Annotated in this window: 16 protein-coding genes; 9 read left to right on the plus strand and 7 right to left on the minus strand. The window is 65.8% G+C overall.

Annotated features, from left to right (window positions below; all coding sequences use genetic code 11):
* Window positions 1–107: 107 nt before the first annotated feature.
* Together ASE69_RS11980 and ASE69_RS11985 are read right to left on the minus strand one after the other, a co-directional pair.
* Window positions 108–890, minus strand: a complete 783-nt coding sequence (locus ASE69_RS11980; RefSeq protein WP_235518595.1) for a metallophosphoesterase family protein — start codon at window positions 888–890, stop codon at window positions 108–110.
* Between the two features lies 1 nt (window position 891).
* A complete protein-coding gene (locus ASE69_RS11985) occupies window positions 892–1986 on the minus strand; it encodes a catalase family protein (protein WP_200924163.1) in 1095 nt (364 codons plus the stop codon).
* Between the two features lie 106 nt (window positions 1987–2092).
* Between ASE69_RS11985 and ASE69_RS11990 the strand changes: the two genes are divergently transcribed.
* The 5 genes from ASE69_RS11990 to ASE69_RS12010 all read left to right on the plus strand — a co-directional run bounded on the left by ASE69_RS11990 (window position 2093) and on the right by ASE69_RS12010 (window position 6974).
* Window positions 2093–2767: a fumarylacetoacetate hydrolase family protein gene (locus ASE69_RS11990; RefSeq protein WP_056486735.1), complete on the plus strand. Its 675-nt coding sequence runs from the start codon at window positions 2093–2095 to the stop codon at window positions 2765–2767.
* Window positions 2768–2809: 42 nt separating this feature from the next.
* Entirely contained in the window at window positions 2810–4429 is a 1620-nt protein-coding gene (locus tag ASE69_RS11995; protein WP_056486738.1) for an OFA family MFS transporter, read from the plus strand.
* Between the two features lie 59 nt (window positions 4430–4488).
* A complete protein-coding gene (locus ASE69_RS12000) occupies window positions 4489–5382 on the plus strand; it encodes an SDR family oxidoreductase (RefSeq protein ID WP_056486741.1) in 894 nt (297 codons plus the stop codon).
* Window positions 5383–5622: 240 nt separating this feature from the next.
* The gene (locus ASE69_RS12005; protein WP_056486744.1) at window positions 5623–6756 is read left to right on the plus strand and encodes a PepSY-associated TM helix domain-containing protein; all 1134 of its coding nucleotides are present in this window, start codon (window positions 5623–5625) and stop codon (window positions 6754–6756) included.
* A complete protein-coding gene (locus ASE69_RS12010) occupies window positions 6753–6974 on the plus strand; it encodes a hypothetical protein (RefSeq protein WP_056486747.1) in 222 nt (73 codons plus the stop codon). The genes ASE69_RS12005 and ASE69_RS12010 overlap by 4 nt, the downstream gene beginning before the upstream one ends.
* A 58-nt stretch (window positions 6975–7032) precedes the next feature.
* Here ASE69_RS12010 and ASE69_RS22580 read toward each other — a convergent pair whose 3' ends face one another.
* Window positions 7033–7716: a hypothetical protein gene (locus tag ASE69_RS22580; RefSeq protein WP_056486750.1), complete on the minus strand. Its 684-nt coding sequence runs from the start codon at window positions 7714–7716 to the stop codon at window positions 7033–7035.
* Window positions 7717–7827: 111 nt separating this feature from the next.
* Here ASE69_RS22580 and ASE69_RS12020 point away from each other — a divergent pair, with 111 nt between their 5' ends.
* Both ASE69_RS12020 and ASE69_RS12030 read left to right on the plus strand, forming a co-directional pair.
* Window positions 7828–8493 (plus strand): response regulator transcription factor, encoded by a 666-nt coding sequence (locus tag ASE69_RS12020; RefSeq protein ID WP_056487083.1) that lies wholly within the window; start codon window positions 7828–7830, stop codon window positions 8491–8493.
* Window positions 8494–8674: 181 nt separating this feature from the next.
* Complete coding sequence (locus tag ASE69_RS12030; protein ID WP_235518599.1) at window positions 8675–10075, plus strand: sensor histidine kinase; 1401 nt, start codon at window positions 8675–8677, stop codon at window positions 10073–10075.
* A 2-nt stretch (window positions 10076–10077) separates the two neighbouring features.
* Here the strand turns inward: ASE69_RS12030 and araD1 are convergent, their stop codons facing one another.
* Both araD1 and ASE69_RS12040 read right to left on the minus strand, forming a co-directional pair.
* Window positions 10078–11073 carry an AraD1 family protein gene (araD1, locus tag ASE69_RS12035; protein WP_056486757.1) on the minus strand — a complete coding sequence of 332 codons (996 nt, stop codon included), beginning with the start codon at window positions 11071–11073 and terminating at the stop codon, window positions 10078–10080.
* A 163-nt stretch (window positions 11074–11236) separates the two neighbouring features.
* Window positions 11237–12559 carry a sugar MFS transporter gene (locus tag ASE69_RS12040; protein ID WP_056486760.1) on the minus strand — a complete coding sequence of 441 codons (1323 nt, stop codon included), beginning with the start codon at window positions 12557–12559 and terminating at the stop codon, window positions 11237–11239.
* Between the two features lie 136 nt (window positions 12560–12695).
* Here ASE69_RS12040 and ASE69_RS12045 point away from each other — a divergent pair, with 136 nt between their 5' ends.
* Together ASE69_RS12045 and ASE69_RS12050 are read left to right on the plus strand one after the other, a co-directional pair.
* Window positions 12696–13841, plus strand: coding sequence for an aldose epimerase family protein (locus tag ASE69_RS12045; protein ID WP_056486763.1), 1146 nt, complete (start codon window positions 12696–12698; stop codon window positions 13839–13841).
* A 24-nt stretch (window positions 13842–13865) separates the two neighbouring features.
* A complete protein-coding gene (locus tag ASE69_RS12050) occupies window positions 13866–15656 on the plus strand; it encodes an IlvD/Edd family dehydratase (protein WP_056486765.1) in 1791 nt (596 codons plus the stop codon).
* Here the strand turns inward: ASE69_RS12050 and ASE69_RS12055 are convergent.
* Entirely contained in the window at window positions 15650–16111 is a 462-nt protein-coding gene (locus ASE69_RS12055) for a MaoC family dehydratase (protein ID WP_056486770.1), read from the minus strand. The two genes, ASE69_RS12050 and ASE69_RS12055, sit on opposite strands and share 7 nt — an antisense overlap.
* Window positions 16111–17949 (minus strand): acetyl/propionyl/methylcrotonyl-CoA carboxylase subunit alpha, encoded by a 1839-nt coding sequence (locus ASE69_RS12060; RefSeq protein ID WP_056486772.1) that lies wholly within the window; start codon window positions 17947–17949, stop codon window positions 16111–16113. The genes ASE69_RS12055 and ASE69_RS12060 overlap by 1 nt, the downstream gene beginning before the upstream one ends.
* Window positions 17950–18100: the final 151 nt, after the last annotated feature.

Raw genomic sequence — 18100 nt, forward strand, 5'->3', positions numbered from 1 at the left:
GAAGGTGACGGAGGGGGAGGAGACGGGACAGCGGTCGGCGCTTACCTCCCCCTCCGTCTGGCAAGCGCCAGCCACCTCCCCCTTGCGGGGGAGGATCAGAGCCTCAGTCAGATCTCACTCGTGATCGAGTGCTTAGCCTTAGGCGACAACGTCCGTGCAAGCGTCTCGAACTGCCCGCTCTCGACGCGGATTTCGTTGAAAGCAGGCGGGCTGCCACGCGTGCGCTTCGACAGCGTGCCGGCACCGATCATCCGAATGATCCGCCCTGCCCGCTCGACCGGCACATCGAACGGATCATGGACATGCCCCGACAACACCGCGTGTGCCCCAGCCTCGGCCAGCGCCGTCAGCGCCTCGTCGCCGTTGCGCGTCTTGGCAGTCCCGGTGGTACCGCCTTCGATCAGCGGATGATGAGCACCGATGAAGATCAAATTACCTTTCGGCACGTCCGCGATCATTGCCAGAGCACGCTTAAGCGACCCGGGACTTACGCGACCCTTCGACCAGTTCCACCGCCACTGCGCGCGCGCCGTCGTTTTGAGCGGCACCACGGTGACGCCGGGAAGCTCCAGCGGCTTTTCGATCATCTGCTCGACGGCAGCGTAGCGCTGGTACGGCGCGAACAGCCGGCGGAACGGATCCCAGTAATAGGGGATGTCGTGATTGCCGACCTCCAGCGTCACCGGCACGCCAAGCGACCGCAACCAGTCGCCTCCCTGCTGGAACTCGTCCTTCGTCGCGCGCATCGTCAGGTCGCCGGTCATAATGACCGCGTCCGGCTTCTCGTCGGCGACGCGTTCGGAGAACCAGGCGATCGCCGCCGGGTCCTCCGCACCAAAATGCACGTCGCTGACGTGGAACAGCTTAAGTGTACCGCCCCCCATCGTCATGTCAGGCGAGTTCGGACAGCTTGGCGGGCTCATGCATCGGACAACCGTTGAATTTGCCGCGGAAATCCGCCGACTGCTTGTACGTGTCCTTGCGCGTGCGGTTCACGCCGCCGAGCGGCTGATGCGCGGTGATGCCGTGCCAGATGCTGTACGACAACGCGTCGTCGGTATGGTCGGTAACGCCCTGTTCCCACGACAGCTGCGCCGGCACTTCGAGCGTCGCGACCGTCACGAACGGACTCTGCTCCTCGTCCCAGACCACCGAGGCGTCCTCGATCGGCATCTTTTCGAGATCGGTGTTCAGCTGCACGCGGAACTCCCACTTGCCGCCATGCTCGATCATTTCCTCGCGGACGACTTCGCGCAGCGCATCCGGGCGCGCGGTGATGTCGACGAGATCACCGGTCAGCCGCGTCAGTTCGGGCAATGCCGGGAACAGCGCCACCTTCGCGATATACTCGCCGAAGCGGAACGGCGTCTGCGAATAGTAGGTCTCGCCGAGCGGATGGACGGGCTTGGCACCGCCAAGCGTGGTCAGCGTCGCCGACTGGCCGCCGACCGCCTCGAGCGCGGACTCGACGACGCGGAAGGTCGCGGACATCGCCTTCTTCACCCCCTCGAAGCGGTCGGTCGTCTTCGACAGGAGCTTCAGGTTCTTAGCGAAGGCCTTCGGGTCCGCCGCAGAGAAGGCCGGACCGTTGACCATGATGAAGTCCTGCGTCGTGTCGCCTTCCGACCCCGGCAAGCGAGCGCCTGCAACGTCGAGAATCTTCAGCGCGAGACCACGTGGCAGGCTGATGCTGTCATCGAGGATATCGCCGGCGTTGGTCGAGATGCGGATGATCGCCTCGTGGCGGCCGGGCGTCGAGAAGATGCCCTGCGCAAGCTCGGGCGGAAGATTGTCGGCGATCGTGAACGTACCGCGCACGATGCCATGCGCCTTGGCATGGACCGAGCGGACCGCGTGACCGTAGTCCTGCGATGTCGTCTCCAGGATATCCTGGAACGAGTCCTTCATGCCCTGCAGAGTCTCCTGCTCGTCGGGAGCGATCGTTTCGACGGACGGATCGAAACGGACGGGCTGGTTGCTAGGCATGAGTATCTCCTCTTGGTACGCATCGGTAACCCGTTGAACCGATGGACGTTCCGCTTTCGTTGCAAACCAGGCGGCAACGCGTGATTAAGGCGCCAAAGGAGCATCCATGCACATCCCCACGATCATCGCGCCGACCGTCACCATCGCCGGCACCACGGACCGCTTCCCCGTCCGCCGTATCTTCTGCGTCGGCCAGAACTACGCCGATCACGCGCGCGAGATGGGCTCCGATCCCGATCGCCAGGAGCCGTTCTTCTTCTCCAAGCCCGCCGACGCGGTCGTGGCCAACGGCAGCACGCTCCCCTTCCCGCCGCAGACCGAAGACCTGCACCACGAAGTCGAACTGGTGATCGCGCTCGGCACGGGCGGCAAGGATATCGCGGTCGAGGACGCCGCTGCGACGATCTTCGGGGCTGGCGTCGGCATCGACCTGACCCGCCGCGATCTCCAGGCGGCGGCAAAGAAGGCCGGGCGGCCGTGGGACATGGCGAAGGGCTTCGATCGCTCCGCCCCCGTCGGCGCGCTCACGCCGGGCGTGCCCGCCGCCACGGGCAGCATCGCGCTCGCGGTCGATGGCGAGACGCGACAGTCCGGCGACCTGTCGATGATGATCTGGAGCGTGCCCGAGATCATCGCGACGCTGTCCACCTTCGTCGAGCTGGCACCGGGCGACCTGATCTTCACCGGCACCCCCGCCGGCGTCGGCCCGATCCGGCGCGGACAGACCGTGCACGCTACGATCGACGGTTTTGAAACGCTTGTGATGACATTCGCCGACTGATCGTCCACGCTGCCGCGAATACCGATAATAAGCGGGGGTTGGATGACGAACACGATCGACACAGGGACCACCGGGTTCTTGAGCAGGGCGCGAACCGTCGCCGCGCCAGGCTTCAATCGCTGGCTCGTGCCCCCCTGCGCGCTCGCTATCCATCTATGCATCGGCATGGCGTACGGGTTCAGCGTCTTCTGGTTGCCGCTGTCGCGCGCGATCGGGATCACCGATCCGGTCGCCTGCCCCAACCTTACGCTGCTCGGCGCGCTGACCACCACGACCTGCGACTGGCGGGTGAGCGACCTCGTCTGGACGTACACGCTGTTCTTCGTCGTACTCGGCGCCGCCGCAGCGATCTGGGGCGGCTGGCTCGAACGCGCCGGCCCGCGGAAGGCCGGCGTGGTCGCCGCATTCTGCTGGTGTGGCGGCATGGGCATCGCGGCGATCGGCATCGCGACGCATCAGCTTTGGCTGATCTGGCTCGGGTCGGGCGTCATCGGGGGAATCGGGCTCGGCCTCGGCTACATTTCGCCCGTCTCGACGCTAATCAAATGGTTTCCCGATCGCCGCGGCATGGCGACCGGAATGGCGATCATGGGCTTTGGCGGCGGCGCAATGATCGGCGGACCGCTCGCCGACCTGTTGATGAAGCATTTCGCTAGCCCGACGGGCGTCGGCGTCTGGCAGACGTTCCTCGTCCTGGCCTGCATCTATTTCGTGTTCATGATGGCCGGCGCAATCGGCTACCGCGTCCCCGCTGAGGGCTGGGCACCTGCGGGCTGGATCGCACCGACATCGGCCAAGGCATCGATCAGCCGCTTCAACGTCGCGCTGTCGGACGCGCACCGCACGCCGCAATTCTGGCTGGTGTGGCTGGTGCTCTTCTTCAACGTCTCCGCCTCGATCGGGATCATCGGTATCGCCTCGCCGATGTTGCAGGAGCTGTTTGGCGGACGCCTGATTGATGCGCCGAGCGTGTTGTTCACCGCGTTCGACGACGACCAGAAGAAGGCGGCAGCAGCGGTCGGCGCTGGGTTCGTGGGTGCGATCAGCCTGTTCAACATCGGCGGGCGGTTCTTCTGGGCTTGGCTGTCCGATCGCATCGGGCGCAAACCCCTGTTCGCGACGATCCTCGCGGCGGGCGCGGTGCTCTACGGTTTCGCCGCACCGGCGCTGGCGGGCACGACCTTGGGCCTGTTCATCCTGGTCTTCTGCATCCTCGCCTCGATGTACGGCGGCGGGTTCGCGACTGCGCCGGCGTATCTCGCCGACCTGTTCGGGACGAAATATGTCGGTGCGATCCATGGCCGGTTGCTGACCGCCTGGTCAACCGCAGGCGTGGTCGGGCCGCTCCTCGTCGCCAACATGCGTGACCGCGCGATCGCGGCGGGTGTACCCCGCAGCGATATCTATCCGCCGATCTTCCTAGTGCTGGCGGCGATGCTGGTCGCTGGGTTCGTCGCGAACCTGTTCGTCCGGCCGGTTGCCGCCAAGTTCCACATGGCGGCGGACGAGCGGCCGATCACGGTCGACACGGTCGCTGGTGGATCGGTTGCCACGGCAACCGGGACGTCGCCGATCGTCGTCTTCGCGTGGCTTGCCGTTGGGCTGCCGATCCTGTGGGGGATCTACATGACGCTGTCGAAGGCGTTGATCCTGCTCAAATAGAACGCAACCTATCCGCGCCGGCATGGGTTGCCCCTGTTCATTCGACACAGGAGCAGCCCATGGCCGACCGGCTCACGATGCAGGATCCGCGCACGCAATATCCGCACCCCCCCTTCCCGCAACAGTCGCAGGAAGCACCGGGGATCGCGTCGAAGATGGATCCGAAACCCGATCACGGCGAAACGAGCTACAAGGGCTCGGGCAAGTTGGACGGGCGCAGGGCGCTCATCACCGGCGGCGACAGCGGCATCGGCCGTGCCGCGGCGATCGCCTATGCCCGCGAAGGCGCCGACGTCGCGATCGTCTACCTCCCCGCCGAAGAGGCCGATGCGAAGGAAGTCGTCGCGCTGATCGAGGCCGAGGGGCGCAAGGCGCTCGCGCTGCCGGGCGATGTGAAGGACGAGTCGTTCTGTCGTGCGGCCGTGCAGCAGACGGTCGATGCGTTCGGCGGCCTGGACGTGCTGGTGGTCAACGCCGGGCGCCAGCAGACGCGGCCGACCGTCGCCGACATCTCGACCGACGATTTCGACCAGACCATGAAGACCAACGTCTATGCACTGCACTGGTTCGTACAGGCCGCCGTCCCGCATCTTCCGGTTGGCGCGGCTGTGATCACGACCGCGTCGGTACAGGGCTATGACCCGTCGGACAATCTGCTCGATTATGCGACGACCAAGGCGGCGATCGTCGCCTACACCAAGGGTCTAGCCAAGCAGCTGATCGAGAAGGGCATCCGCGCCAACGTCGTCGCGCCGGGCCCGTTCTGGACGGTGTTGCAGCCCAGCGGTGGCCAGCCGCAGGAAACGCTCGAGACGTTCGGGTCGAAGAGCCATTTCGGCCGCCCGGGCCAGCCGGTGGAGATCGCCCCGGTGTACGTGCTGCTAGCCTCGCAGGAGGGCAGCTACATCACGGGTGAAGTCTACGGCGTGACGGGCGGCGCCGGCGTAGCCTGACTGCTTATCCTCCCCCGCCAGGGGGAGGTGGCTGGCCCTTGCCAGACGGACGGGGAGGTAAGGATTACCGTCGTTGCGCGTTCCTCCCCCTCCGACACCTTCGGTTCCACCTCCCCCTGGCGGGGGAGGATAGCCAAAAGGTCCACTCAACGCCGCTATTGCACATCGTTATCAAATCTGTACCTGTGCGCTGGTGACCGCCCGGCAGATCATACCCCTCGTCAAGACCACTCCCCGCGCATGACCCGCGGCACGATCAAGACCTGGTACCTCGTTCACAAATGGACGAGCCTGATCTGCACCGCGTTCCTGCTGATGCTCTGCGTGACCGGCCTGCCGCTGATCTTCGACGAGGAAATCGACGGCTGGCTCGATCCGCCCGCGCCGATGGCGACGCTGCCGTCAAACACGCCATCGTTGTCCCTAGACGCCATTCTCGGCCGCGCTGCAAAGGCCGCCCCCGGCGAAATTCCTCTCTACATCAGCTTCGACGACGAACGCCCGATCGTCTACGTCACGACCGGCCCGACGCCCGATGCCGCGCCCGCAGCGATGCACTTCCTCGCCTTCGACGCGCGCACGGGTACGAAGATGCCGCCCTATGTCCCCGGCGTAATGGCGTTCATCCTGAAGCTGCATACCGACATGTTCCTCGGCTTCTGGGCAGAGATCTTCCTCGGCGTGATGGGACTGCTATTCTTCGCCGCGATCGTTTCGGGCGTCGTGCTCTACGCACCGTTCATGGCCAAACTCGACTTCGGCACATTGCGACGCGGGCGGAGCAAGCGGCTCGGCTGGCTCGATCGCCACAACCTGCTCGGCATCGTCACGCTCGCCTGGGCGAGCGTCGTCGGCGTGACGGGCACGATCAACACCTTCGTCGTGCCGATCACCGGCATCTGGAAGGCGAACGGCCTCGCCGACATCATCGCCAGCGAAGCACGCACGCCATTGCCCGCCCAGCGCGCCTCGGTCCAGGCTGCGCTCGACGCGGTGCAACGCAAGGCACCCGAGATGAAGCCGCAGTTCATCGCCTTCCCCGGCGTCGTCTTCAGCAGTCACCATCACTACGCCGTCTTCCTGAAAGGCGCGACGCCGCTGACGTCGAAGATGTTGCTGCCCGGCTTCGTCGATGCCGCGACCGGACGGCTCGACGCGGTCGTGCCGATGCCCTGGTACATGCAGGCGATGCTGCTCGCGCAGCCGCTGCATTTCGGGAATTATGGCGGCCTCGCGATGAAGATCATCTGGGCCATCTTCGACATATTGACGATCATCGTGCTCGGCAGCGGGCTGTATCTTTGGCTGCGTCGTCGCGGGGGTCCGAGCGACCAGCGCGTCCGCGAAGTCGTGATGGCGGGAGAAATCGCATGACTCACAAGACCAACGGCCAGATCTTCGCACTGCCGATCCTGCTTGGCGTGTCGACCGTTGCGGGGCTCGGCGCCGGGCTCATCGGTGACGGCGTCTGGGATGTTGGCGCAGGCCTGCTGCTCGCGCTGCCGCTGGTCGTGACCGGCCGCTACTGGGTCCGTCCGCCCGAACCAGTGCTGCGCCTTCAACAGCTCCGGACCGCACCGATACGGCAATAACACGGAGCCGGCATGATACCGGCCCCGCGCTAGTATTGTGACCGTCAGGCGGACGCCATCAGGTCGCCGGCGTAGCCTGCCGAGCCAGTGTGGTAGTCGGTGCCCCGACCGAAGGAGCAACAGGTGCGGGAGCGACTGCACCGTTAGCCATTGGCGGCGGCGGGGGCGCCATACCCGCTGGCGGCGGCGGAGGAGCACCCGGTCCGCCGGGAGCCCCAGGACCTTCCGGACCACCCGGACCACCCGGACCGCCCGGACCACCAGGGCCATCACGCCCCGGACCGTCGCGTCCCGGGCCACCAGGACCATGCGGGCCACGCGGCGGTCCGCCGACCGGGCCCAGCGCCGTTACCTTGCCACCGGGTGCCACCAGGAACGAAGCGTGGACGAAGCCATCCTCGAACCGACCCTGGATCGTCACCGGCTGACCGGCCGCGACCAGGTTGCTGCCATCGCCTTCACGACCGAGATCGACCAGCGCGCGACCGGTGCGGTCGGCCATCACGAACTTGTTGCCGTAGGTCTCCGCGACCGTGCCGCGGATCGTGACGATGCCGTCCGACTGAAGCGAACGGATCGCGGTTGGCGTGGCGGGCGCCATCGTCACGCTCGGGCGGGTCGCGGCGACGGTGACCGCACCGGCTGCACCGCCGACGACGAGCAGGCCGGCCGCGGCGAGTGCCAGGCGGTTGCGGCGGAGATTGAAGCGCTTGTTGAGCGCGCCGTGGGAATGTTCGGTCATTGCGTCGTTCCTCTCATTGGTTGACGAATCACCGTCTAGGCGCGCGCTGCCGACGCCCGCTGAACCAAGCCGTTCAGATTCCGTTGGGGTCTCGGACATAGGGACATGCGCATGCGGGTATTATTGGTCGAGGACGATGCGGCGATCGCCGACGGGCTGGCGCGGGCGTTGCGCGCGGAGCATTTCGCGGTCGACGTCGCGAGCAACGGCGAGGATGGCGGCCATCTCGGCGCCACCGAATTGTACGACGCAGCGGTGCTCGATCTCGGGCTGCCCAAGCGCGACGGCCTGTCGGTGTTGCGCGACTGGCGCGCGGCGGGACGCGACCTCCCCGTACTTATCCTCACCGCCCGCGATGGCTGGTCGGAGAAGGTCGAAGGCTTCAAGGCCGGCGCCGACGATTATGTCGTGAAGCCGTTCCGTGTGGAGGAGGTCGTGATGCGGTTGCGCGCGCTGGTTCGCCGCGCGGCCGGCCATGCGGCGGCACGAGTCACGTGCGGGCCGCTGACGTTCGACGCGCAACTTGGTACGTTCGAGCTGAACGGCCTGCCGCTGAAACTCACCGCTTTCGAATGGCGAGTGCTGTCGGCGCTGATGCTCCGCCGTGAGGTGGTGATCGAACGCGCAGACCTGATCGAACGGGTGTACGAAGGCGACGCGGACGTCGACTCGAACTCGATCGAGGTCATCATCGGGAGGCTACGGCGCAAGGTCGGGCCGCAAATGATCGAGACGGTACGGGGTCGCGGGTATCGCCTGACGGCGGATGGTTCCTGATGATTGTCGTGCAGACCCATCGTCAAATCCACAGCACCACCCCGGCGAAGGCCGGGGCCCAGTTGGGGGAGGTCGCTAACGGAGCGCTGCCCATCATTAAAAAAACCTTGCCAGCTGGTCCCCGGCCTTCGCCGGGGTGGCGTGTAAAGTACGGATCGTCTCGCTTGGATAAGCAGGCGCAGTGACCCGCCTCCGCCTCATCCCCCGCTCGCTCTTCGGCCGCATGCTCGCGATCGCCGCGTTCTCGACTGGAATCGCGCTGCTGTTCGCCGGCATCACGATCGGCCACGTCCTCGAACGCTTCGTCACGCGCGGGCTCGACGAGCGCCTCGATGCGCAGGTCGCGGTGTTGGCGCGGGCTGTCCGCCCGGACGGTTCGCTCGACCGGATGCGCGCGATCGACCTGCCCGAGTTCGGCGAACCCGGGTCCGACTGGTCATGGCAGGTCGAAGGTCCCGCCGGTCGCTTCGATAGCGGCATTACCCCGCCCCCAACCGTTTCAAAGCCAGACCCAACCATTCCACCGCCGTCGCCCGCTCTACCTCGCAATGACGAGCGCCCACTTCCACCCGGCCCCGGCGGGCATGAAGACCATCAAATCCACCCTGGCGAAGCGCGCGATAGGAGCGGCGAGCGGCTGCACTCGCGCACCATGGACGTCGTCACGCCGCGCGGCACGGTGACGATCACAGCGATTGGCCCTCGCCGGATCGTCGAGGAGCCGTTGCGCGAGGCGATGATCCCGCTGCTCGGCTCGCTCGCCTTGCTTGGCGCCGGACTCGCGCTGGCGACGCTGGTGCAACTCCGCTTCGGCCTGCGCCCCCTGCGCGATCTCCGCACCTCACTCGCCGCCGTTCGGGCCGGCACCGAGCGCCACGTCCCCGACGACCAGCCCGGCGAACTGCAACCGCTCGTCACCGAACTCAACGCACTGATCGACCAGAACGCGGCCGGGCTCGCGCACGCCCGCCAACACGTCGCCAATCTTGCGCACGGGCTGAAGACCCCCCTCGCCGCGCTCTCGCTCAAGCTAGCCGAAGCGAACGCCGACGCAGACGTCCGCGACATGGTCGACCAGATCGATCGGCGAGTCCGCCATCACCTCGGTCGCGCTCGCGCGGATGCGACCGGCGGCGCGCGCACCCGGATGCCGATCGCCCCCGCCGTCTCCGATCTCGTCGCGGTGTTGCGCCGCATCCACGCCGATCGCCCGATGACGGTCGACATCGCGATCCCCGACGACCTTGCCGTCGCAATCGACCCGCAGGACTTGGACGAGATGATCGGCAACCTCCTCGACAACGCTTGGCGTCACGCGCGCGCCGCGCTTTCGATCGCTGCGAACCCGATCGACGGCACGGTCACGCTGGAGATCGCCGACGACGGCCAAGGTCTCGACGACACGGCGATGGCGCAAGCAGTCCTGCCCGGCCGTCGTCTCGACGAACGCGGCGACGGTCACGGCTTCGGCCTGTCGATCACCCGCGAGCTCGCCGAACTGAATGGGGGCACGGTGACGCTCGACCGTTCCCCCGTCCTCGGCGGCTTGTTAGTCCGCCTGACGCTACCTCAGCGCGGCTGATTTCACAGTGCGCGGACGACGACCGGTGACGGCGATGCCTTAGCCAGCGTGTTGCGCAACGGCAGCGTGAACGGCGCCGCCTCGATCTCGAAAACGTCGCCCTCCAGGGTCGTAACGCCTTCGCTGAACGACAACGTCGCCGTCCCGAAGAAATGGACGTGAACGTCGCCGGGCCGGCGAAACAGGTCGTATTTGAAGTGATGCGCCTCGAGGTTAGCGATCGTGTGCGACATGTTCGCCTCGCCCGAGAGGAACGGCTTTTCCCAAAGCAACGCACCGTCGCGGTGGATGCGGCTCATGCCCTCGACATGGTCGGGAATTGGGCCGGTCAGCAATTCCGGACCCAACGCCGCCGGCCGCAGCTTCGAATGCGCGAGCCAGAGGTAATTGTGCCGCTCGGTCACGTGATCGCTGAACTCGTTGGCGAGACAGAGGCCAAGGCGGAACGGCGTACCGTCCGGACCGATCAGATAGATGCCGGCGAGTTCGGGCTCCTCGCCACCGTCCTGCGCGAACGCAGGGCTGGTAAGTGCGCCGCCGGGCCCGACCAGACCCGATCCGTCGCCCTTGTAGAACCATTCGGGCTGCTGACCCGTCTTGCCCGGCGCGGGTTTGCCGCCTGCAACGCCGTCGAGGAACATGCGCATCGAATCCGTCAGCGTTTCGGCCGCGGCCGCAGCACGGTGCATCTTGTCGCGCCCTTCCGCAGAGCCGAGATGCGTCAGTCCGGTGCCGGTCATGATGAGATGTGCGGGATCGCCATGATCGATCGGCGACAGCAGGCGGCCGGCGGCAAGTTCGGCGGCGATGTCGACTGCCGCGCCGGTCCCGCACGCCCGAACCGCCGTCGCAAGATCGGTGCCCGCTTCGATCGCGCGCGCTGCGAGTTCGCGGACGCTGTCCACGCCCAGGACGAGGCTCGCACCCTCGTCGGTAGCGGCGATCACCGACCGCGTGCCGTCCGCTGCGCGATGCTGCAATAGGCGCAAACTGCTCACTTCTACTTCTCCTGCTAACGAGCGAAGAACATACCCGATTACTCGGACTGATTACAGGCGCTAGCGATGCCGATCGTGCTACTTTCGACCTCGCTCAACTACGCAAGAGGCGCTAACCGGTCCGCTAATTGTCAGACCACGATAATCCGAAAGTTTTCACCTTTTAGCGCGCCGCTTGTTCCGGCAACGCGTTGGTAGTCCGCGATCCCCACACCGCGTAGAACAACACGTAGAGTTCGCACGCCGCGGTTAGCAGGAACGAGTTCTGGAGACCGTAGGTATCGGCGAGCCAGCCCTGGACGATGACCAGCGCGCCGCCTGCGATCGCCATGATGAGCAGGCCTGACCCTTCCTCGGTCAACGGTCCAAGCCCCTTGATCCCGAGCGTGAAGATCGTCGGGAACATGATCGAGTGGAACAGCCCGACGGAGATCAGCGCCCACATCGCGACATGCCCGGTGGTGAAGGTGGCAATGAGCATCACGACGCAGGCGCCAATGCTCGCAAACGCCAGCACGCGCTCGGCAGGGATCGTACGCATCACGACGCTGCCGATCAGCCGGCCGACCATCATCCCGCCCCACAGGATGAACAGGTAATGCGATGCCTCCTCGTGCGTCAGGTTGCCGATGTTCGGCTGGCTGACGAAGTTGATAAACAGATTGGCGACGCCGATCTCGGCTATCAGATAAATAAAGATCGCCGGGATGCCGAACACGAGGTTGCGATGCGACCAGAGCGACTGGCCCTTGCGATCCGCCTTCGCCGAACGCTGCGTCGAAGACCCCATCGCCGGCAGCGGGAAGCGCGCGATCACGATCGCCAGCACGACCAGCACGGCCGCGACGATCAGATAGGGCAGCACCACTGACTGCGCGTCGGCAATCCGCTCGGCCTGCGTCAGCACCGCGGTTGAACCGGCGGCGGCCGTGCCGGAGGTCGAACGACCCAGGATCAGATACCCACCGAACAGCGGCGCGAGTGTCGCACCCGCCGAATTGAACGCCTGCACCAGGTTCAGCCGCGACGACGCGGTCTCAGGCGGACCGACGACGGCGACGTAGGGATTCGCCGCAACCTGCAGCAGCGTGATGCCACTCGCGATCACGAACAGCGCGACCAGCGTGACGCCGTAGGAGGGCAGCCGCGCGGCGGGCACCATCATCAACGCACCGACCGCCATCAGGCCAAGCCCGAACACCATCGCCCGCTGATACCCGACCCGCTCGATCAGCTTGGCGGACGGGATCGAGGCGAAGAAATAGGCGATGAACCAGACGCTCTCGATCAGCGTCGTCTGTGTATAGCTGAGGTCGAACACGCTGCGCAGATGCGGCAGCAGCGTGTTGTTGATGACCGTGATGAAGCCCCACATGAAGAACAGGCTGGCGAGCAACGTGAGCGCGGATCGATAGCTCGGCGCGCCTCCCGCGGCATGCACCACTCCAGCGTTAACGGGCTTTTGCGTCTGTATCGGCATCGCCATAGTCGTTTCATCCTCCGTGCCCTGTCGGTGACTGCAACAGTCTTTTCCCGCAAGGCTTGCCCAGAAATATATTGTCCGACTATATAGCCACACAAGGCGCGTCAACGGCGTCGGACGAATAAGGACGGGAACCGGAATGCGCGCAATCACAAAGTCGGGGATCATCGTGGCAACCTTGCTGGCAGCGCTTTCGGCGCACGCAGCCGACGCGGCAGAGGCGAAGCGCACGCCTGCCGGTACGCTCAAGGACGGTACCGCGATCGAGGCCGTAACGCTCAGCAACGCGCATGGCGTCTCCGCGCGCATCCTGTCGTACGGCGCGACGCTGCAATCGCTGATGGGCCCGGACCGCAACGGAAAGATCGCCGACGTCATGCTCGGCTATGACGATCTCGCCTCCTACGTCGACCATCCCAATTTCTTTGGCGTGACGGTCGGCCGTTTCGCCAATCGCATCGCCGGTGGCCGCTTCACGCTGGACGGCAAGGCGTACCAGTTGCCGCTCAACGACAAGGTCAATTCGCTGCACGGCGGCGGCAAGGGCTTCGACAAGGTCGCCTGGAAGATCGTCTCGGCGACGAACGGCCCGACCGCGACGCTCGTGCTGGGCTACCGCAGCCCGGACGGCGATTCCGGCTATCCCGGCAACCTCGACGTCACCGTCACCTATACGCTCGACGAAGCCGGCAATCTCGGCATTGCGTATGACGCGAAGACCGACAAGCCGACGATCGCCAACATGACCAACCACGGCATCTTCGATCTCGGTGGTGAAGGCTCGGCGATGGGCGCGTACGGCCACCGGCTGACGATCCCCGCCAAGGCGATCACGCCGGTCGACGACAAGCTGATCCCGACCGGTACGCTCCAGCCCGTCGCCGGCACGGTGTTCGATTTCCGAAACGGCCGCATCGTCGGCGAGGGCATCCGCGATGGTCGCGACCAGCAGATCCGCTACGGCCATGGCTATGACCATAATTTCGCGCTCGACAAGGGTCTGACCGCCAAGCCCGAACTGGCCGCGCGGCTGGAGGATCCTGTCTCGGGCCGCGTGCTCGAAGTCCTGACGACCGAGCCCGGTGTGCAGTTCTATACGGGCAATTTCCTGGACGGCACGTTCATCGGCAAGAAGGGCCATCTGTACCGGATGGGCGACGGCATCGCGCTCGAACCACAGAAATTCCCCGATGCGCCCAACAAGCCGAACTTCGTTTCCGCGCGTGTCGATCCGGGCAAGCCGTATCATCACGCGATGATCTACCGCCTTTCCGTCGCCCGCTGATATTCGATCTCCAGAAAGCTCCTCATGACCGACATGCCTAAGCTCCGCTCGCGCGCGTGGTTCGACAACCCCGAGAACATCGACATGACCGCGCTCTATCTGGAGCGCTATCTGAACTTCGGGCTTAGCCTGGAGGAACTGCGCTCGGGCAAGCCGATCATCGGCATCGCGCAGACCGGCAGCGACCTGTCGCCGTGCAATCGCCACCATCTCGTGCTCGCCGAACGCCTGCGCGAGGGCATCCGCGAAGCCGGGGGGATCGCGCTCGAATTCCCGGTCCATCCGATCCAGGAAACCGGCAAGCGCCCGACCGCCGGGCTCGACCGCAACCTCGCTTATCTGGCGCTGGTCGAGGTACTGTACGGCTATCCGCTCGACGGCGTCGTGCTGACGATCGGCTGCGACAAGACCACGCCAGCGTGTTTGATGGCGGCGGCGACCGTGAACATCCCGGCGATCGCGCTATCCGTGGGCCCAATGCTCAACGGTTGGCACAAGGGCGAGCGGACCGGTTCGGGGACGATCGTCTGGAAGGCGCGCGAGCTGCTCGCGACCGGCGCGATCGACGACGAAGGCTTCATCAAGCTCGTCGCGTCGTCCGCGCCCTCGACCGGCTATTGCAACACGATGGGCACCGCGACGACGATGAACAGCCTTGCCGAAGCGCTCGGCATGCAGTTGCCCGGCTCGGCGGCGATCCCCGCGCCGTACCGTGACCGCCAGGAGGTCGCGTACAAGACCGGCAAGCGGATCGTCGACATGGTTTCGGAAGACCTGAAGCCGTCGGACATCCTGACCAAGGAGGCGTTCCACAACGCGATCGTCGTCAATTCGGCGATCGGCGGGTCGACCAACGCACCGATCCACTTGGCCGCGATCGCGCGCCATATCGGTGTCGATCTGCCGATCGACGACTGGCAGACGCACGGCCACAAGGTGCCGCTGATGGTCAATCTTCAGCCCGCCGGAGAATATCTCGGCGAGGATTATTATCATGCCGGCGGCGTGCCTGCGGTGGTCGCCGAGCTGATGAAGCAGGGCCTGATCCACGAGGACGCCATGACCGCGAACGGCAAGTCGATCGGCGACAATTGCCGGACCGCGACGATCGAGGACGAGCGCGTCATCCGCCCGTTCGCGACGCCGCTGCTGGAGGATGCCGGGTTCATCGTGCTGCGCGGCAATTTGTTCGACTCGGCGATCATGAAGACCAGCGTGATCTCGCCAGAGTTCCGCGAACGGTATCTGTCCAACCCGGACGATCTCGAGGCATTCGAGGGCCCCGCGGTCGTGTTCGACGGGCCTGAGGATTATCACCACCGGATCGACGATCCGTCGCTCGGGATCACCACCGACACGTTGCTGTTCATGCGTGGCGCGGGGCCGATCGGGTATCCGGGTGCGGCCGAGGTCGTCAACATGCGGCCGCCGGCGTATCTGATCCGTGAGGGCGTCCATGCCCTCCCCTGCATCGGCGACGGTCGGCAGTCGGGGACGTCGGGCTCGCCCTCGATCCTCAACGCCTCGCCTGAGGCGGCGGCGATGGGTGGGCTTGCGCTGATCCGGACCGGCGACCGGGTTCGCATCGATCTCGCCAAGGGTAGCGCCAACGTGCTGATCTCCGACGAGGAGCTTGCCGAACGTCGTCGTTCGCTGACCGAGTCGGGTGGCTATGCCTTCCCCCGCTCGCAGACGCCGTGGCAGGAAATCCAGCGCGCCACGGTCGGCCAGATGGAGACCGGTGCGATTCTCGAAGGTGCCGAGAAGTACCAGCGGATCGCGCAGACGATGGGCCTACCGCGCGACAATCACTGAGGAGGACTTGCGCGCCGCTCGATCAGGGCGGTGCGCAGGCATTGGCAGACGATCTCGTCGCGCTGGTTGATCAGCCGGTGCGTGAAGGTGACGATGCCCGCGTTGGGGCGCGACTTGCTCGACTTCAGCTCGGTAACTTCGGTCTGGCAGCGCATCGTGTCGCCGATGAACACGGGCTTCGGATGCACCAGCTTGTCGTAGCCGAGGTTCGCGACGAGCGTGCCGAGCGTCGTCTCGCCGACCGACAGCCCGACCATCAGCGCGAAGGTGAAGGTGCCGTTGACGAGGATCCGGCCGAACTCACTCGCCTTCGCCACCTCGATGTCGAGGTGGAGCGGCTGCGGGTTATGAGTCATCGTCGAGAACAGGAGGTTGTCCGTCTCCGTCACCGTGCGGCGGATCTCGTGCTCGATCCGGTCGCCGATGCTCCAGTCGTCGAAATAGCGGCCGGCCATTAGGAATCCTTCTCGATGCGGACGAGCATGGTGCCCTCGGTCACCTGCCCGCCCTCGATGGCGTTGAGGTCCGCGACAATGCCGTCGAACGGCGCCGTCAGGGAGTGCTCCATCTTCATCGCCTCGAGCGTGACGAGCTTCTGGCCCTTGGCGACGGTATCGCCCGCTGCCACGTCGACCGCGATGATCCGACCAGGCATCGGTGACAGGATCGCGCCGTCCGCTGCTCCGCCCGCAGCGACACCAGACGCTCGCCAAGGCTTGAGCTGCCAGGTCTGGCCGGCTTCGGAGATCAGGACGTCTTCGAACGCCGACGTAGTTCCGGCCTGTCCGTCGAGATCGACCTCGACCGGTTCGCCGTCCAGCAGGAATGTCGCAGTACGGCGCGACAAGGCATTGAGACGGAAGCCCGAGATCGGATCGGTGGAGACGAGTGCGCCTGCGGCGTCGGCCAACGCCTCTTCGGTCGGGTGCGTCGGCGGCATGAGCGCGTCGCCTTCGCGGGCGATCAGACCGGTGTCGAGCGTGCCCGCCACGAAGTCGGGATGGTCGAGCGCCTCGACGAGGAACCCCGCGTTTGAGCGTACCGGCCAGACGACCGCACCGTCTAGCGCATATGCCAAGGCCTCGCGCGCAGTCTCTCTGTCTTCGCCACAGGCGATGACCTTGGCGATCATCGGGTCGTAGAACGGCGAGATTTCAGCGCCCTCCTCTACCCCGGTATCGACGCGGGCGGTGGTGCCGAGATCGAAACGTTCGAGCGTTCCGATCGACGGGAGGAACCCCTTGGCGGGATCTTCCGCATATAAACGCGCTTCCATCGCCCAGCCGTCGATCGCCAGTTCGTCCTGCCGCTTGGGCAAGGGCTCGCCCGACGCGACGCGGAGTTGCCATTCGACGAGGTCCTGGCCGGTGATCTCTTCGGTCACCGGGTGCTCGACCTGGAGCCGGGTGTTCATTTCCATGAACCAGATGCGGTCGGCGTGGAGGCCTTCGCTGGCGTCGGCGATGAACTCGATCGTGCCGGCGCCGACGTAATCGACCGCCTTGGCCGCCTTGACCGCTGCGGCGCAGATCGCTTCGCGGGTGGCGGCGTCCATACCGGGTGCGGGGGCTTCCTCGATCACCTTTTGGTGGCGGCGCTGGAGCGAGCAGTCGCGTTCGAACAAATGGACGACGTTGCCGTGGCCGTCGCCGAAGACCTGCACCTCGATATGGCGCGGCGAGAGGATGTATTTCTCGATCAGAACGTCGGTGTTGCCGAACGACGAGGCCGCCTCGCGCTGGCACGAGAGGAGCGCGTCGGCGAACTCTGCGGCCGTATCGACGCGGCGCATGCCCTTGCCGCCGCCGCCTGCGACTGCCTTGATCAGGACGGGGTAGCCGATCGCGTCGGCCTCCGTCTTCAGACGCTCGGGGGACTGGTCCTCGCCGAGATAGCCGGGCGTGACTGGTACGCCGGCGGCGATCATGCGCTGTTTCGCGGCGTCCTTCAGGCCCATCGCGCGGATGCTGTCGGGGTTCGGACCGACCCAGATCAGTCCAGCGTCGAGCACCGCTTGGGCGAAGTCGGCATTCTCGGACAGGAAGCCGTAGCCGGGGTGGATAGCCTCGGCCCCGGTGTCGAGCGCGGCGGCGATGATGCGGTCGCCGACGAGGTAGCTCTCGCGCGCCGGGGAGGCGCCGATGTGCACCGCTTCGTCGGCCTGGCGGACGTGGAGTGCGTTCGCGTCGGCGTCCGAATAGACCGCGATCGTGCGAATGCCGAGCGCCCTTGCGGTGCGGATGATGCGGCAGGCGATCTCGCCGCGATTGGCGATCAGGAGGGACTCGATCATCGATTCGCTCCGCGGAAGTGCACAAAGTGCAGACGCTCCAGCGATGTGCACATCGGGCTTGAAAGCCCCTCGACGGCAGGAAGATCGGCAGAAAGGATCGACTGGTTCATCATGGTCATCCCGGCATAAGCCGATGCGGGCGGTGTAGGAC

Source organism: Sphingomonas sp. Leaf208, assembly GCF_001421415.1.
Classification (GTDB): Bacteria; Pseudomonadota; Alphaproteobacteria; order Sphingomonadales; family Sphingomonadaceae; genus Sphingomonas.

Coding starts and splice junctions, on each gene's coding strand:
- ASE69_RS12050 (WP_056486765.1), top strand. CDS start 13,866: ATGACCGACATGCCTAAGCTCCGCTCGCGCGCGTGGTTCGACAACCCC.
- ASE69_RS11995 (WP_056486738.1), top strand. CDS start 2,810: ATGACGAACACGATCGACACAGGGACCACCGGGTTCTTGAGCAGGGCG.
- ASE69_RS12005 (WP_056486744.1), top strand. CDS start 5,623: ATGACCCGCGGCACGATCAAGACCTGGTACCTCGTTCACAAATGGACG.
- ASE69_RS12060 (WP_056486772.1), bottom strand. CDS start 17,949: ATGATCGAGTCCCTCCTGATCGCCAATCGCGGCGAGATCGCCTGCCGC.
- ASE69_RS12000 (WP_056486741.1), top strand. CDS start 4,489: ATGGCCGACCGGCTCACGATGCAGGATCCGCGCACGCAATATCCGCAC.
- ASE69_RS12010 (WP_056486747.1), top strand. CDS start 6,753: ATGACTCACAAGACCAACGGCCAGATCTTCGCACTGCCGATCCTGCTT.
- ASE69_RS12055 (WP_056486770.1), bottom strand. CDS start 16,111: ATGGCCGGCCGCTATTTCGACGACTGGAGCATCGGCGACCGGATCGAG.
- ASE69_RS11980 (WP_235518595.1), bottom strand. CDS start 890: ATGACGATGGGGGGCGGTACACTTAAGCTGTTCCACGTCAGCGACGTG.
- ASE69_RS11985 (WP_200924163.1), bottom strand. CDS start 1,986: ATGCCTAGCAACCAGCCCGTCCGTTTCGATCCGTCCGTCGAAACGATC.
- ASE69_RS12020 (WP_056487083.1), top strand. CDS start 7,828: ATGCGGGTATTATTGGTCGAGGACGATGCGGCGATCGCCGACGGGCTG.
- ASE69_RS12045 (WP_056486763.1), top strand. CDS start 12,696: ATGCGCGCAATCACAAAGTCGGGGATCATCGTGGCAACCTTGCTGGCA.
- ASE69_RS22580 (WP_056486750.1), bottom strand. CDS start 7,716: ATGACCGAACATTCCCACGGCGCGCTCAACAAGCGCTTCAATCTCCGC.
- ASE69_RS12040 (WP_056486760.1), bottom strand. CDS start 12,559: ATGGCGATGCCGATACAGACGCAAAAGCCCGTTAACGCTGGAGTGGTG.
- ASE69_RS11990 (WP_056486735.1), top strand. CDS start 2,093: ATGCACATCCCCACGATCATCGCGCCGACCGTCACCATCGCCGGCACC.